This window comes from Marivirga sp. (genome assembly GCF_024636815.1).
GTDB lineage: Bacteria > Bacteroidota > Bacteroidia > Cytophagales > Cyclobacteriaceae > Marivirga.
In genome coordinates, this window is record NZ_JAGXGF010000014.1 from 1 (window position 1) to 14,023 (window position 14,023).

General features: G+C 35.3%; 12 protein-coding genes and 1 tRNA gene. 7 read left to right on the plus strand and 6 right to left on the minus strand.

What is annotated here, in order from left to right:
* The first annotated feature begins 366 nt into the window (after window positions 1-366).
* The gene (locus Q0L29_RS01095; RefSeq protein WP_296618416.1) at window positions 367-948 is read left to right on the plus strand and encodes a helix-turn-helix transcriptional regulator; all 582 of its coding nucleotides are present in this window, start codon (window positions 367-369) and stop codon (window positions 946-948) included.
* Here Q0L29_RS01095 and purN read toward each other — a convergent pair.
* The 5 genes from purN to Q0L29_RS01120 all read right to left on the minus strand — a co-directional run bounded on the left by purN (window position 920) and on the right by Q0L29_RS01120 (window position 3,714).
* Window positions 920-1,498: a phosphoribosylglycinamide formyltransferase gene (purN, locus tag Q0L29_RS01100; protein WP_296618417.1), complete on the minus strand. Its 579-nt coding sequence runs from the start codon at window positions 1,496-1,498 to the stop codon at window positions 920-922. The genes Q0L29_RS01095 and purN overlap by 29 nt on opposite strands.
* A complete protein-coding gene (locus Q0L29_RS01105; RefSeq protein ID WP_296618418.1) occupies window positions 1,495-1,971 on the minus strand; it encodes a YcxB family protein in 477 nt (158 codons plus the stop codon). The genes purN and Q0L29_RS01105 overlap by 4 nt, the downstream gene beginning before the upstream one ends.
* A gap of 78 nt (window positions 1,972-2,049) precedes the next feature.
* Complete coding sequence (gene nadC / locus Q0L29_RS01110) at window positions 2,050-2,910, minus strand: carboxylating nicotinate-nucleotide diphosphorylase (protein WP_296618419.1); 861 nt, start codon at window positions 2,908-2,910, stop codon at window positions 2,050-2,052.
* 156 nt (window positions 2,911-3,066) lie between these two features.
* Window positions 3,067-3,140, minus strand: a tRNA-Ala gene (locus Q0L29_RS01115).
* A gap of 76 nt (window positions 3,141-3,216) precedes the next feature.
* Window positions 3,217-3,714, minus strand: a complete 498-nt coding sequence (locus Q0L29_RS01120; RefSeq protein ID WP_296618420.1) for a C40 family peptidase — start codon at window positions 3,712-3,714, stop codon at window positions 3,217-3,219.
* A 27-nt stretch (window positions 3,715-3,741) separates the two neighbouring features.
* On the opposite strand from Q0L29_RS01120, the gene Q0L29_RS01125 reads away from it, so the two are divergent.
* The 5 genes from Q0L29_RS01125 (at window position 3,742) to Q0L29_RS01145 (ending at window position 10,436) form a co-directional block, all read left to right on the plus strand.
* Entirely contained in the window at window positions 3,742-5,157 is a 1,416-nt protein-coding gene (locus Q0L29_RS01125; RefSeq protein WP_296618421.1) for an FAD-linked oxidase C-terminal domain-containing protein, read from the plus strand.
* A gap of 76 nt (window positions 5,158-5,233) precedes the next feature.
* Window positions 5,234-5,911, plus strand: a complete 678-nt coding sequence (locus Q0L29_RS01130; protein ID WP_296618422.1) for a TetR/AcrR family transcriptional regulator — start codon at window positions 5,234-5,236, stop codon at window positions 5,909-5,911.
* A gap of 1 nt (window position 5,912) precedes the next feature.
* Window positions 5,913-7,646 carry a peptidase domain-containing ABC transporter gene (locus Q0L29_RS01135; RefSeq protein ID WP_296618423.1) on the plus strand — a complete coding sequence of 578 codons (1,734 nt, stop codon included), beginning with the start codon at window positions 5,913-5,915 and terminating at the stop codon, window positions 7,644-7,646.
* Window positions 7,639-9,015: an HlyD family efflux transporter periplasmic adaptor subunit gene (locus Q0L29_RS01140; RefSeq protein WP_296618424.1), complete on the plus strand. Its 1,377-nt coding sequence runs from the start codon at window positions 7,639-7,641 to the stop codon at window positions 9,013-9,015. The genes Q0L29_RS01135 and Q0L29_RS01140 overlap by 8 nt, the downstream gene beginning before the upstream one ends.
* Window positions 9,012-10,436: a TolC family protein gene (locus Q0L29_RS01145; RefSeq protein WP_296618425.1), complete on the plus strand. Its 1,425-nt coding sequence runs from the start codon at window positions 9,012-9,014 to the stop codon at window positions 10,434-10,436. Before Q0L29_RS01140 ends, Q0L29_RS01145 begins: the two co-directional genes overlap by 4 nt.
* Before the next feature lie 189 nt (window positions 10,437-10,625).
* Here the strand turns inward: Q0L29_RS01145 and Q0L29_RS01150 are convergent, their stop codons facing one another.
* Window positions 10,626-11,804, minus strand: a complete 1,179-nt coding sequence (locus Q0L29_RS01150) for a carboxypeptidase-like regulatory domain-containing protein (RefSeq protein WP_296618426.1) — start codon at window positions 11,802-11,804, stop codon at window positions 10,626-10,628.
* 276 nt (window positions 11,805-12,080) lie between these two features.
* Here Q0L29_RS01150 and asnB point away from each other — a divergent pair, with 276 nt between their 5' ends.
* Window positions 12,081-13,976: an asparagine synthase (glutamine-hydrolyzing) gene (asnB, locus tag Q0L29_RS01155; protein WP_296618427.1), complete on the plus strand. Its 1,896-nt coding sequence runs from the start codon at window positions 12,081-12,083 to the stop codon at window positions 13,974-13,976.
* The last annotated feature ends 47 nt before the right edge of the window (window positions 13,977-14,023 follow it).

The following is a 14,023-nucleotide window of genomic DNA, read 5'->3' on the forward strand; positions in this document are numbered from 1 at the left end:
ATTGTATTCAGAGCCCGAAAGTTTTTCGGATTTGGTGGAGACGCTTTTTGAGAGGGGGGAGTGAGTTGAGATTGCTTTCTTTTTACTACCATTTAATACCCCTACAATCTCTTTGAGAGTATAGCCCTCACAGATTTACATCCGCAGAAAAAAATAATTTTTAACCTGTTGGCGCAAGCTTCCCAGCTTGTGCCTACTTCTTAATAGAAGCACGAGCTAGGAAATTAAAAGGGGGCTTGAAGGTTAAGAGGGTGTGTCTTGAAAAACTTACGACATTTACATCACAAATGAAATGACGCAAATATGTCAATGACTCGTCAGAAGGATTATGACTTAAAGTTCTTAGTTTTAGAAAAATTTAAATCTATGAACAATATCGGTCAAATCATTTTAGAAGGAAGAAAGAGAAAAGGCTTAAGCCAAGAAGAATTAGCGGAGAAAGCAAATGTTAATCTGAGAACAATTCAACGAATCGAAAAAGATAAAAATGAGCCTAGAGGTAGAACGCTCAATTTAATTTGTGAAGTTTTGGAAATAGAAAGCCAGAGTCTAATTCAAAGTGAAAAGAAAAGTCTAATAGTCCAGAAAGTGGTAAATCTTTTTTTTCTACTAATTTTAAATTTAGCTCTTATGTCTATTATTGGTTTCCTTACGCTAGACTCAAATGCCAATCTAAATAGTAGATTTGGAGCACTACTCTTAGGTGTTTTTATTCCGCTCTCCATTGTTTATCTAACCTCAAAAATGAAAAGCACAGAAAGAATGCTAAAATTTGGAACAGGATTTATTGTTTACCCATTACTTTCACTGATTTTTCAAGGCTTACCATTAAGCCTTACAACAGGCTTGATTCCATCCTCACTAGTTTTTATCAGTATTTTATATTTTGGAAATGAAATAAGCAGAGCTGGAAAATCACTTAGTGATTCTCCACAAACTCCTCAATAATTTTCGGAAAATGCTGATGCTCTAATTGTTGAACTTTTGCGGATAATTGTTTGGCTCCCATTTGAGGGGAGATATCACATTTAGCCTGGAAAATGATACGTCCTTCATCATAGTTATCATTAACTAAATGAATGGTGATACCGCTTTCGGTTTCTTTGTTCAAAATTACTGATTCATGTACATGGTTTCCGTACATTCCCTTGCCGCCATATTTTGGTAATAAAGCTGGGTGAATATTGATTATTTTTTCTGAATATTCAGCAACAATTTTAGGCGCAATTTTTAATAAAAACCCAGCTAAAACAATAAAATCAACTTCTTTTGATTTCAAATATTGAAGAATAACCTCAGGATTTTCGAAATCCTCTTTAGTAAAATATTTTGATGGAATATGAGCTTTTTCGGCTCTCTCTATTGCACCAGCATTTTCATTATTAGTAATGACACAAGCTATATTGATAGTCTTATGGTTTTTAAAATAATGAATAATTTTTTCGGCATTGCTACCAGAGCCTGAGGCTAAAATAGCTATATTTTTAGGCTCGGTCATGATTTAATCAATTCCTTCCTTTTTAATATTGTTTCCACAAATTTCTTCTCGTTTTCTGTTTTAAATACTTTGTAGGGGAGATAAACAAATTGAGCTTTTGAAAGCACTAATGTAAATGCATTTTTTCCCACTTTAGCTGATTTTATTTGATCCCATTTTATGGGCATACCTTGTTTGGCATTCAATTTAATTAAAATTTGCTGAGAACTGATTTCATAAGAAAGTCGCTCAAACAATATTTTGTACTGATCTAATTGCGTTACACCCGCAAACTGAATCACCCAAAAAAGGAAATACAATAATAAGGCAATAAATGAGCCAATGAACCACCAAATATTGGGGATCCAGGCATAGCCAGAACATATTGCAAGTGCAATTAAAAACACCCACCATTGTTCTTTCACAATGTTTTTCAAACCAGTTTTGATGTATGTGCCGTTATCCAGCTTATATTTTTTTGTTTTAACTAGCATTTCTGCAATTCAATTTTCTAAAGTAAATTTTTAACTAAGCCCTATTTGGGTTTGCAAATATATCTCATTTTTATGGTTTCAAGAAACCGCTTTCAAACTGATGTCTAAACTTTTATAAGAATGGGTTAAAGCACCCACTGAAATAAAGTTAACGCCCGTCTCAGCAATCTTAACAATAGTGGATTCAGTTATGCCTCCTGAAGCTTCTGTTTGACATTTATCTCCAATCAAATCAATCGCTTTTTTCATTTGATCCACACTCATATTATCTAGCATAATAACATCCACTCCACCAACTTCCAAGGCTTCTTTTACTTCCTCAATATTGCGAGTTTCAACCTCAATTCTTAAATCAAGATTGTTTTCTTTCAAATACTTTTTCGTTGCAGTAACTGAAGCCGTAATGCCACCTGCAAAATCATTATGATTATCTTTCAACATAATCATATCAAATAATCCAAATCGATGGTTTTTGCCTCCACCAATTTCAACTGCCCATTTTTCCGCCAATCTGAAATTTGGAGTTGTCTTGCGGGTATCCAGCAATTTTGTGGAAGTATGCGCAATCATCTGACTCAGGTTGTGAGTATAAGTTGCTATTCCGCTCATTCTTTGAAGACAATTCAGTACCAAACGCTCTGCAGTTAAGATAGAAGAAGCTTCACCATGAACTTTCAATCCGATATCACCCTTTTTTACAGTTTCTCCATCCCTTTTGAGGATTTCGAGTTTTAAGTTTTGGTCAACAGCATTGAAAATATATTCGACCATTTTTACTCCAGCCAAAATACCATCATCTTTAATGATGAGCTGTGCAGTATTTTGAGTTCCTCTCGGAATAGAGGCTAAAGAAGAATGATCTCCATCTCGAATATCTTCTTCCAGAGCACTTTTAATAAATTTATGAATATTCTCTTCGGTTAAATATTGGTAAGCCAAGATTATTACTTTTAGATTCTACCACAAAGTTACGGTGATATCGGTATTTATAATGCAATCAGGGCTATTATTTTAAGGAACGGTTTAGAAGTGGCTTTTTTTAAAATGGCTTCAGGCCAAAAACTAAAAAAGCTACCTCCTAAGAAGTAGCTTTTGTGGAGCATAACGGATTCGAACCGTTGACCCCCACGCTGCCAGCGTGGTGCTCTAGCCAGCTGAGCTAATGCCCCATTTCTAAAATAGACGGTTAACAATTGACAAAATGTAATTCTCAACGGCTTGCAAAGCTATGGAAAAAATCCATTTCTAAAAATACCTTCTGGCTTTCCTGAATTTTTTAGTATAGTAATCGGTATAAATATTGGCTTCAACTACGCCCACACTTGAAGAGGCGTGAATAAAGCGAACATCATTTTTGCCTCTAACTTCGGTTACCAAGCCTGCATGTGTAATTCTTCTTCGCCTTTTTCCCATGGCAAAAAATACCACATCTCCTTTTTCTAGTTTTCTAAATTTTACTTTTTTCCCAGTCTTTGCCTGATCTCGAGAAACTCTGGGAATGTTTATATCTGCAGATTTGAAACTAACGAAGAGTAATCCTGAACAATCCATTCCAGAGCGGTTAACACCACCCCATTTATAGGGGGTTCCTGTGTATGAGCGAGCGGTTTGAATTATGGTGTCTAACTTTCTTTCCCTCAGTTTTCTTTTCTTTACCGTCATGCATCCTGAAAGGAAAAACACAATCAGTAAGAATAAAATCAGTTGGATGGAATATATTTTCCTAAATTTGTGTTGGAGCATAATTCTAAGTCAGAAATCAAATAATTCATGGATACAGTTACAAATCAAAGCATTTTTGAGGAATTGGTAAGCATAGTAGGGGCAAAAAATGCCTTTTTGCAAGATGAGGATAAATATAAATATTCTCACGATGAAACCGAGGATTATTCCTTCATGCCCGATGTGGTGCTAAAACCTTCAACTCCAGAAGAAATCAGTGCCATTATGAAAAAGTGCAATGAACACCTTATTCCAGTTACCCCACGAGGTGGCGGAACAGGATTAAGTGGTGGAGCCCTTCCCACCAAAAAAGGTGTGGTCATCAGCATGGAGAAGTTTAATACCATAATATCTATAGATGAATTGAATTTACAAGCTACTGTTGAGCCTGGAGTTATAACGGAAGTTTTCCAAAATGCTGTTAAAGAAAAGGGTTTATTTTATCCACCTGACCCATCAAGTAGAGGAACCTGCTTTTTGGGAGGAAACTTAGCAGAAAATGCTGGGGGTCCAAAAGCTGTGAAATATGGCGTTACCCGTGATTATGTTCTGAATATGCAAGTGGTTTTACCGAATGGTGAAATCATATGGACTGCAGCCAATGTATTGAAAAATAGTACAGGCTATAATTTAACCCAGTTGATGTGCGGAAGTGAGGGCACTTTGGGGATTATCACAAAAATAGTTTTCAAATTAAGACCTTTTCCAAGAAAAGATGTGACCTTACTAGCTCCTTTTACTAGCAATGAGGAAGCTTGCCGTGCAATCGCTGCTATTTTTAAAGCTGGAGTTGCACCTTCGGGTATGGAGTTTATGGAACGAGACGCTATCGTAAAAACACAAGATTACCTTAAAAATGAAATGGGTGAAAATGTTAGCGTTGATTTACCTGAGCATGTAAAAGCACATTTATTAATTGAGCTTGATGGAAATGATGAAGAAGTCATGATGAATGAAGCTGAAATCATTTTAAATGTATTGGAAGATTTTGACACTGGTGGAGAAGTGCTTTTTGCCGATACCCAAGCCAGAAAAGACGAACTTTGGAAATTAAGAAGAAATGTTAGTCCCGCAGTAAATTCCTATTCACTCACAAAAGCGGAAGATGTTGTCGTTCCAAGAGGAACCCTCCCGTCCTTAATTGTTTTTATAAAAGAAGTAGGTGAAAAATATGGCTTTAATTCTGTTTGCTATGGTCATGCTGGTGATGGAAACCTCCATATCAATATCATGAAAGAAAACTTGAGTGATGATTATTGGAATAAAGAAGTGAATGATGGTATAGGTGAAATCTTTGAAGAGGTTGTTCGCCTTGGCGGTACACTATCTGGTGAGCACGGAATCGGAATTGCTAAAAGACCTTATATGCAAATGGCCATGGGAGATGTAAAACTGAACCTGATGAGAGGCATTAAAAAAGTATTCGACCCGAACAATATATTAAATGCCGAAAAAATATTTTAACAATTTTAGAACAAGAACGAAACTTTTGCGTTTTTCGGTAGTATTACTTTTAATACTGCGTGTAAAATACTAAAGAGTGGACAATTTACTTTCTTCTATTAAAATTGAGCTAAACCCTCATCTTTTCCAAAAAGACCCTGAATCTTCAGAGTTAGGAAGGAAAATACTTGCGCAATCATTGCAAATGATTGATGATATGGGCTTAGAAAGCTTTACCTTCGGGAAATTAGCCAAGGCTCTATGCACAACTGAAAGTTCTATATACCGCTACTTTGAAAGTAAGCATAAACTATTACTATATTTTTACAATTGGTATTGGAGCTGGATAGATCTCCAATTGGCCTTTCAAACCCATAATTTAGCTAGTGCAGATCTAAAATTAGAACGTGCCATTGAGGTAATTTGTAAACCTGACGCAGAAGGGCAAGGCATCAACACGCTCAATTTTCAGCAACTTGTCAATATTGTAATATCGGAATCTTCAAAAGCTTATTTAACCAAAGAAGTTGATACAGAGAATAAGTATGGCTTATTCTTAACTTTTAAGAAGGTTTCAAGGCGATTGGCTGATATTATGCTGGAAATAAATCCTGGCTTTGGTCATGCCAATACTTTGGCATCTACCAGTATAGTAGGTATTTTACATCAGCAATATTTTGCAGTGCATATGCCCTCTTTGTCTGATGTTCAGTCGGATAAAGATGAACTATCAAATATTTTTTATCAGATAATATTAAAAAACCTAAAGAACTAAAATGGCTGACAATTATAAAGTCCATCCTTTCAAAAGGTTTATTGACCTGCTAAGGCCCGAAAAAAGTTTTGTATTTACGATATACATTTATGCTGTTTTTGCGGGTTTGATTAGCTTGTCCCTCCCGTTGGGTATTCAAGCAATCATTAACCTCATTATGGGTGGGCAGGTTAGTACTTCATGGATAATTTTGGTCTTCTTAGTGATTTTGGGAATCATTATAAATGGAGTTTTGCAGGTAAGGCAACTTACTATCAATGAAGTCTTACAGCAAAAAATATTCACCCGGGCTTCCTTTGAGTTTGCCTACAGAATTCCGAGGTTTAAAATGGATCAGGTAAAGCACTCCTATTTACCTGAGTTAATCAATCGCTTCTTTGACACTATGTCTGTTCAAAAGGGGCTTTCTAAAATCCTGATTGATTTTTCAACTTCATTTTTTCAAATTATTTTTGCATTAATATTAGTTTCGTTTTATCACCCTTTCTTTATCATTTTTTCTTTCTTTTTGATCTTATTGATTTTTCTAATAGTAAGATTAACCGGTCCAAAAGGGCTTAAAACCAGTATTAGGGAATCTAATTATAAGTACGAAACCGCTCATTGGTTGGAAGAACTTGCCCGAAATGTGGAAAGTTTTAAAATGGCGGAAGATTCAAAACTACCTCTTGAAAAAAATGACAAGAACACAGAAAATTATGTAAAAGCAAGGAGGTCGCATTTTGATGTTATTATCAATCAATTTTCATTAATGATTGGTTTTAAAGCCTTTGTTGCCGCTGGCTTATTATTGATTGGTGGGTTTTTAGTAATAGAACAACAAATGAACATCGGGCAGTTTGTTGCTGCTGAAATTATAGTAATACTTATAATCAATTCTGTAGAAAAAATGATTTTTACTATAGAATCCATTTATGATGTCCTTACTGCTGTGGAAAAAATAGCTGTAGTAACGGATAAGCCATTAGAAGAATTTTTATCAGGAAGCCATTCTTTAATTAAATCAGATGGAATGGCTATAAAATTAAAGGACATTAATCTAAAGGAAGAAGATACTGGTCATGTATTCCTTAAGGACATTGATCTAGATATTAAAGAAGGTGAAAAAATTGGAATAGCTGGCACCTCAAATGCTGGTAAATCTATATTACTACAATTAATTTCCGGATGGTATAATGATTACAAGGGTAATATTATGTTTAATGGAACTGCCTTAAGAGATTTGAATATTTCAGAGGTTAGAAGAAATATAGGTGACTGTATGAGCTTTGGAGGAATTTTTCAAGGCACTATTGAAGAGAACATTAGTATAGGCTCACCTATGAGTGATATGAAAGAAATTCAAGAAGCTACCAAAATTACAGGGCTTGATGAATATATGAATAGCGAACCACTGGGTTTTCAGAAAATGCTCTTCCCCGGTGATAGAACATTTCCAAAGAAAATAAAACAACAGATTTTGTGGACAAGAGGAATCCTTGGTAATAAAACACTTATTCTTTGGGAGGATATTTTTGGAATGATTTCTCAAGACAGAAAACATGAATTTACAAATTACTTGTGCCGAAAAGATAATCCGCAAACTGTTATGATGGTGAGTAATGACATGAGAATATTAGAAAACTGTGATAGGGTAATTGGAATGGAAAATGGTGAAATCCTTTATGATATTACAGGAAAAGGAGCTAAAAATCATGATTGGTTTGAAAAAATATGCTTAAATAAAAATGCTTAACATAAGTCCATATTCTATAAAAGATAAGGTCAATACTAACAAGTATCGATCCTTTGCTCTATTCAAAGAAATTAGGGCTGATAAAATTTTAAAGCGCCTACTCATTATTTTCTTCCTACTATTTCTGGGTGTTTCTTTTTTACCATGGACTCAAAATATACGTGGAAATGGACAAGTTACGGCTCTTTCCCCTTCTCATCGTCCACAGGAACTTAATTCTATGATCGATGGTAGAATTGAAGAATGGTATGTTCAAGAAGGTGATAGGGTAGAAAAAGGGGATACAATACTATTTATAAGAGAAATTAAAGATCAATATTTCGACCCTCAATTACTAGAGAGAACACAGGAGCAAATAACCGCCAAAAGACAATCTTTAGGTTTTTATCAGGAAAAAATTGAGGCGTTAGGTAGTCAAATAAACGCCATTGAAGATAATAGAGGTCTTAAATTGAGCCAAGCTAAAAATTATCTAAGGCAAGCAGAATTAAAAATTCAAGCCGATAGCATTGATTATGAGGCTGCTCAAATCAATTTAAACATTGCAGAAAAACAATTAACTCGGCAGAGAGAACTGTATGATGAAGGCTTAAAATCTCTGACCGATTTAGAAATGAGGACTAACAAATTTCAGGAGTCTCTAGCCAAAAAAATCAGTATGGAAAGCAAACTGCTCAGCAGTAGAAACCAATACTTAAATGCCAAGATTGAGTTGAATTCAATTTACAATGAGTATACTGATAAATTCCAAAAAGCTCGATCTGATTTGTTTTCTACTCGCTCAATGCTACAAGATGCCGAAGCCGAAGTTGTTAAAATGGAAAATCAATTAACCAATTACCAAGTTCGCTTTGGTTTTTATTATGTTCGAGCGCCACAAAATGGCTACATTACTCGAGCTGTAAGTACTGGAATTGGTGAAAACATTAAAGCAGGAGAGTCTTTGGTTTCGATTATGCCTGCAGATATTGATTATGCGGTGGAAATGTACATTATGCCTAGGGACCTACCTTTATTTAATGTAGGTAATGAAGTAAGATTAATATTTGACGGCTGGCCTTCCATCGTTTTCTCAGGTTGGCCTATCATTACCTATGGAACTTTTGGGGGTGAAGTCGTTGCTATAGATCGTTTTATTAGCCCAAATGGAAAATATAGAGTTTTAATTGCTCAAGACCCAGAGGAGCCTGAATGGCCAGAAGCTTTGCGAGTTGGCGGAGGAACAAGTGGTTTAGCGCTATTGGATATTGTGCCTGTTTGGTATGAAATCTGGCGACAAATCAATGGTTTCCCACCAAATTTCTATACTCCTGAGAATACAGGACAATCTAGTGAAGAAAACAAATTTGAAGGAAAAACTAGAAAATGATTATTAAATTTAAACATATAATCATTTCATTAAGCTGCCTGTTTTTATTTAACGATTCACTACAGGCTCAGGAAGCCTTGATTTCTGACCAACTAAGCGAACAGGAATTCCTTTCTTTGGTGATGGAAAACCACCCTTTAATTCAACAGGCTCAAAATCTACGAGAAATGGGAGATTTTGCTGTTTTGGCAGCAAAAGGAAATTTTGATCCGGAACTTTTTTCTAAAAATAAGCAAAAGTATTACGACCAAAAAAATTACTATCAATATAGTGAATCAGGAATCCGTTTGCCCACGAGAGCGGGAATTACAATTCAAGGTGGATATGATTGGACCGATGGAGAATATTTAAGTGATGAATCCCAATTGCCCGCTGCAGGACTTGGATATCTGGGAGTGAGTGTGCCTGTTTTGCAGGGTTTATTTATTGATGACAGAAGAGCCGCACTTCAAAAAGCTTTTGTAGATAGAAAGGCCTTCGAAAATGAAGCCCAGCTTCTGCTTATTGATATTTTACTAGAAGCTAGCAATTACTATTGGCAGTTTGCCAAGTTCCAATATCAAAAAAGAGTAATTGAAGATGCTATTGAACTGGCTACTGATAATTTTGAAAACTATAAAACATCCTATGAGCAAGGAGACAAACCCGCTATAGATACTTTAGAAGCATCAATTCAACTGCAAAATTTAACTATTCAAAATCAGCAATTAGAAGTTGGCTTAGCCAATGCCAAACTGAACTTATTTTCATTTCTATGGGGGCAAGAGCAGCCATTAGAAGAGTCTGAATTAAAAGCTTCCGCTATCAACAATATTTCTCAAAACAAAATAGACAGCCTCAGGGCTAGTCTACCAATCTTTATTCAAGAACATCCTGCAATTAGGGAAAGTGAATTTAAAATTCAGAGACTTCAAATTGAAAATCGTTTAAGAAGAGAAAAGCTAAAACCTAAATTAAATTTAGAATACAATCTCTTACAAGATCCTGCTGGAAACATCAATGAAATCCGTGGTTTGGACAATTACAAATGGGGATTAAATTTTAGTGTGCCATTATTTTTGAGGCAATCGAGAGGCGAGTTAAAAATGAATGAAATCAAATTGGAGAACACCAATTTTGAATTGCAACAGAAGCAATTATCCATTCGCAATAAAGCCAGACAATACGAAAACACATTTGAAAATATTGCCCAACAGTTGGATACTTATCTAAATATTGTGACCCAGTACGAAAGTTTATTGAAGGCAGAATTAAGAAAATTTGAAATAGGAGAAAGCAGCATTTTCTTAATTAACTACCGTCAGATGAGCTTGGTCAATGCCCGTATGAAATACATAGAACTTCAGGCTAAATACAGATTATATTATCGCCAATGGTTACACAGTTTGGGTGCTACGCCTGAATTATGGGTGAATCAATAAGCAAGAAAAAATATTAACTATCTTCGCAGCATTTGTGGCATAACTGGAGTATTTGCTTTTAATGAAATTGGCAGGTTTAACATACCCAATATTTCTTTGGCTACGGAAACTATAGTAGATAAACAACTAAACCTTTATAAATAAACCTAATCCTTAGAGTGGAAAAATAAAGTCGTTTCTTTTATCATTTTATCGAACGGGAGTTAAATGACTAAGGATTTCCAACTGTTTTTTATCCGCAATCAGATGGTTATAGTTGCTCCAGAATGACTCATTATATTCATATTTTTTTGATAACAAATCTTCGGTTTTTTGGATGGTGGCAGATTCTTGGAGTGGTTCCAATTGCTCTTTCAGGCCAGTAACTAAAAAATTGGATGTATAATCATAAACTACTTTAGCATTTTTACTCTCAGCAGTCCATATACCATCAATAATAATTGCACTTAGCACTTGTTTGTTTTTGTAATCTTTAAATTTAACCACAATATCATTTTTTCTTCTATAGTTTTTGTAGCGAACGATTTGGTCATCAATTTTTCCCCAACCTTTATTGCGAACTTTATTAGCTCCTCGTTCTGACAGCTTTGCATGAATCTCTAAAAAAGATAAATCTTCTGAATCGAGATACAGTTTGCCTTTATACTCACCATCTTTTGAATCGTTATAGAAACGAATTACATATACCCACTTATCGGAATAACTTTCTAATCCTATATATTCAAATTCTTGTTCAGTGAGTTTGAATTTTAACGGTCTGTAGAGTATGAAATGGGGGTTGGTAGCATCTTTTGTATTTTCAAATTCATCCATGCTTTTTCTGGCCTGATTAACCGCTATTTTAATGTCTTCATTTAAAAAGAGTGATCCAAAATGTTGAATGCTTAAATCCGCTTCAAAAAATCTTCCCCACTTGTCATTTTGTGCTCCATACTCACGATAAAATGCACTTAATTGAAGACTATCTTGCCAATGATTACTGTCAAATATTTTTAGGGCTTTCGTTACTGAATCTTTTGCATTGAACATACTAGGAGTTACCCTTATCTCCTTTAACACCATCTCATTATTACTTAACCTAAAGGTATCAAGCTCCATTGTTTGACTAATGGCGGTCATGAATGTTCCCTCACCGACATGGGAAATTAGTAATGAATCTGATTCTGAATCGAGATTGATTTTGAAGTAGCCATCGAGATTTGTGATCGTGCCCCTTGCCTCATTTGATTTCAAACGAACTGTGGCATAGGGCACTGCTTCATTATTCTCTGAAATCACAACACCTTGAACCGTAAATTGACCATTGGCATATTTAGGTATTAATAATCCGATCAGAATGATAACGGTAATTTTTCCTATTGAGAACATATATTATTTAAATATTACAATTAATAGTAACTTATTTGATTAGTAAAAATTGCGAGGCACAATATAATTTATCAAATGCGCCTAAACAATTAGGAGAAAAGAAATAAATTAATGTCTTATAATTACATAAATCCACAACAGATGTTTTAGTAAAACAAACTAAACTTATCTGCTCATCATCATATAACAAAGTGAATGCATATAGTCATTTTCTGTTTTGAGCTTCCTTCATAAAACCCTGTTACCAATCGAATAAATTTTGATTATCTTCGCAGCATGTGCGGCATAACTGGAGTATTTGCATTTAATGAAATTGGCAGGTTCAACCTTCCTAATATTTCCCTGGCTACGGAAACCTTAGAACATCGTGGTCCCGATTTTCAAAAAGTTTTTGTGGGTGATTTTGTGGCACTCGGCCATAGACGTTTATCTATTATTGACTTAAACCCTCAGGCAAATCAACCCATGTCAGCTGAAGATGGGCGTTTTCAATTAGTCTTCAATGGCGAAATTTACAATTACAAAAGCCTGCGACAGGATCTTGTTGGCAAGGGCGTAGGTTTTGAAACAGAATCTGATACCGAAGTTCTACTTAAATTATTGATTCATGAAGGGAGAGATGGCCTTAATAAACTGAATGGCTTTTTTGCATTTGCTTTTTATGACCAGCAAAAGGAAGAAATCTTAGTCGCTCGTGACCGATATGGCATCAAACCACTTTATTATTTGGAAGATGAAGATCGTTTCATATTTGCCAGCGAACTTAAAGCCATCCTAAAATTCGGAATTGAAAAAGAAGTAGATACCAATTCGCTTTATACTTATCTGCAATTAAACTATGTTCCTTCTCCTATGAGCATGGTAAAAGGTGTTAAAAAATTGATGCCAGGTCAATATGCAATGGTCAAAAAGAAATCAGTACAAATCAACTCCTATTATGAGTTGAAAAGCACTTTTGAAAATCCTTTTCAAGGCACTTATGAAGATGCTCAAAGCCAACTAAAAACCTTAATGGAAAAAGCAGTTGAGCGAAGATTGGTTGCAGATGTTCCCTTGGGCACTTTTTTAAGCGGGGGAGTTGATTCTTCTATTATTTCAGCTTTAGCTGCTAAAAAAGTAGAAGGTTTGCATACTTTCTCCATTGGATATAAAGGAAATTCATTTTTTGATGAGACTGAATATGCCAATGCTGTGGCGAAACACATTGGCTCCAAGCATCAAGTGTTTTCACTAAGCTTAGATGATTTATATGGCTACTTACCCAAAATGCTCAAAAGTCTTTCAGAACCCTTTGCTGACAGTTCTGCTTTGCCTGTTTATGCTTTAAGTCAATTGACGAAAGAAAATGTTACAGTCGCCTTATCGGGAGATGGAGCAGACGAATTATTTGCCGGCTATAACAAACATGCCGCTTTGTACCGACTATGGCACCCGGGAGCAAAGGAAAAATTAGTAAATGCCTTAGGGCCATTGTGGAATCTATTACCCAAGTCCAGAAACAATCCTATTGGTAATTTAACCAGACAATTAAAGAAATTTGCTGATGCATCTCGAATCGATATCCAATCTCAATATTGGCTATTTGCAAGTTTACAAACAACCAGAAAAGCAACAGACTTACTATCTAATGCTGTTTTAGAAAACATTGATTTTGAAGCCTTTGATTCATGGAAAGATCAATTGCTTTCAACGCTCAATTCAACTTCCATCAATCAGTCTTTGCAACTCGATCAGGAGTTGGTTTTGCAAGGCGATATGTTACAGAAAGTAGACTTAATGAGTATGCAACATGCTTTAGAAGTTAGGGTTCCATTTCTAGATCATGAATTAGTAGCTTTTGCTAACAGTCTCCCAGAAGAATTCAAAGTAAATGGCAAAAGAAAAAAAATGCTTTTGCAAGATACCTTCAGAGATATTTTACCTGATAAAATTTATAATCGCCCGAAGCACGGCTTTGAAGTCCCCCTTTTAGACTGGCTGCGAAAAGACTTAAAACAGGACATAGAAAATAATTGGCTGGATAAAGAGCGAATTGAAAAGCAAGAGGTTTTTGACTGGGAAGGCGTTAAGGCTCTAAAAAAGAAATTATATTCAAGTAATCCAGAAGATAGCCATGCTCACATTTGGGCCCTGATCGTTTTTCAAGAATGGTGGGAGGAGTATATGAACTGATTTCTAAGCTAACTCGTGGATGGACTTTTGGCAAAAGCGAAAACCCT

Bases quoted from the DNA above. Each gene is read 5' to 3' on its own strand.
- Q0L29_RS01105 (WP_296618418.1), bottom strand. From the start codon at position 1,971: ATGCTAGTTAAAACAAAAAAATATAAGCTGGATAACGGCACATACATC.
- Q0L29_RS01135 (WP_296618423.1), top strand. From the start codon at position 5,913: ATGGCTGACAATTATAAAGTCCATCCTTTCAAAAGGTTTATTGACCTG.
- purN (WP_296618417.1), bottom strand. From the start codon at position 1,498: ATGACCGAGCCTAAAAATATAGCTATTTTAGCCTCAGGCTCTGGTAGC.
- Q0L29_RS01095 (WP_296618416.1), top strand. From the start codon at position 367: ATGAACAATATCGGTCAAATCATTTTAGAAGGAAGAAAGAGAAAAGGC.
- Q0L29_RS01120 (WP_296618420.1), bottom strand. From the start codon at position 3,714: ATGCTCCAACACAAATTTAGGAAAATATATTCCATCCAACTGATTTTA.
- Q0L29_RS01145 (WP_296618425.1), top strand. From the start codon at position 9,012: ATGATTATTAAATTTAAACATATAATCATTTCATTAAGCTGCCTGTTT.
- Q0L29_RS01140 (WP_296618424.1), top strand. From the start codon at position 7,639: ATGCTTAACATAAGTCCATATTCTATAAAAGATAAGGTCAATACTAAC.
- asnB (WP_296618427.1), top strand. From the start codon at position 12,081: ATGTGCGGCATAACTGGAGTATTTGCATTTAATGAAATTGGCAGGTTC.
- Q0L29_RS01150 (WP_296618426.1), bottom strand. From the start codon at position 11,804: ATGTTCTCAATAGGAAAAATTACCGTTATCATTCTGATCGGATTATTA.
- Q0L29_RS01125 (WP_296618421.1), top strand. From the start codon at position 3,742: ATGGATACAGTTACAAATCAAAGCATTTTTGAGGAATTGGTAAGCATA.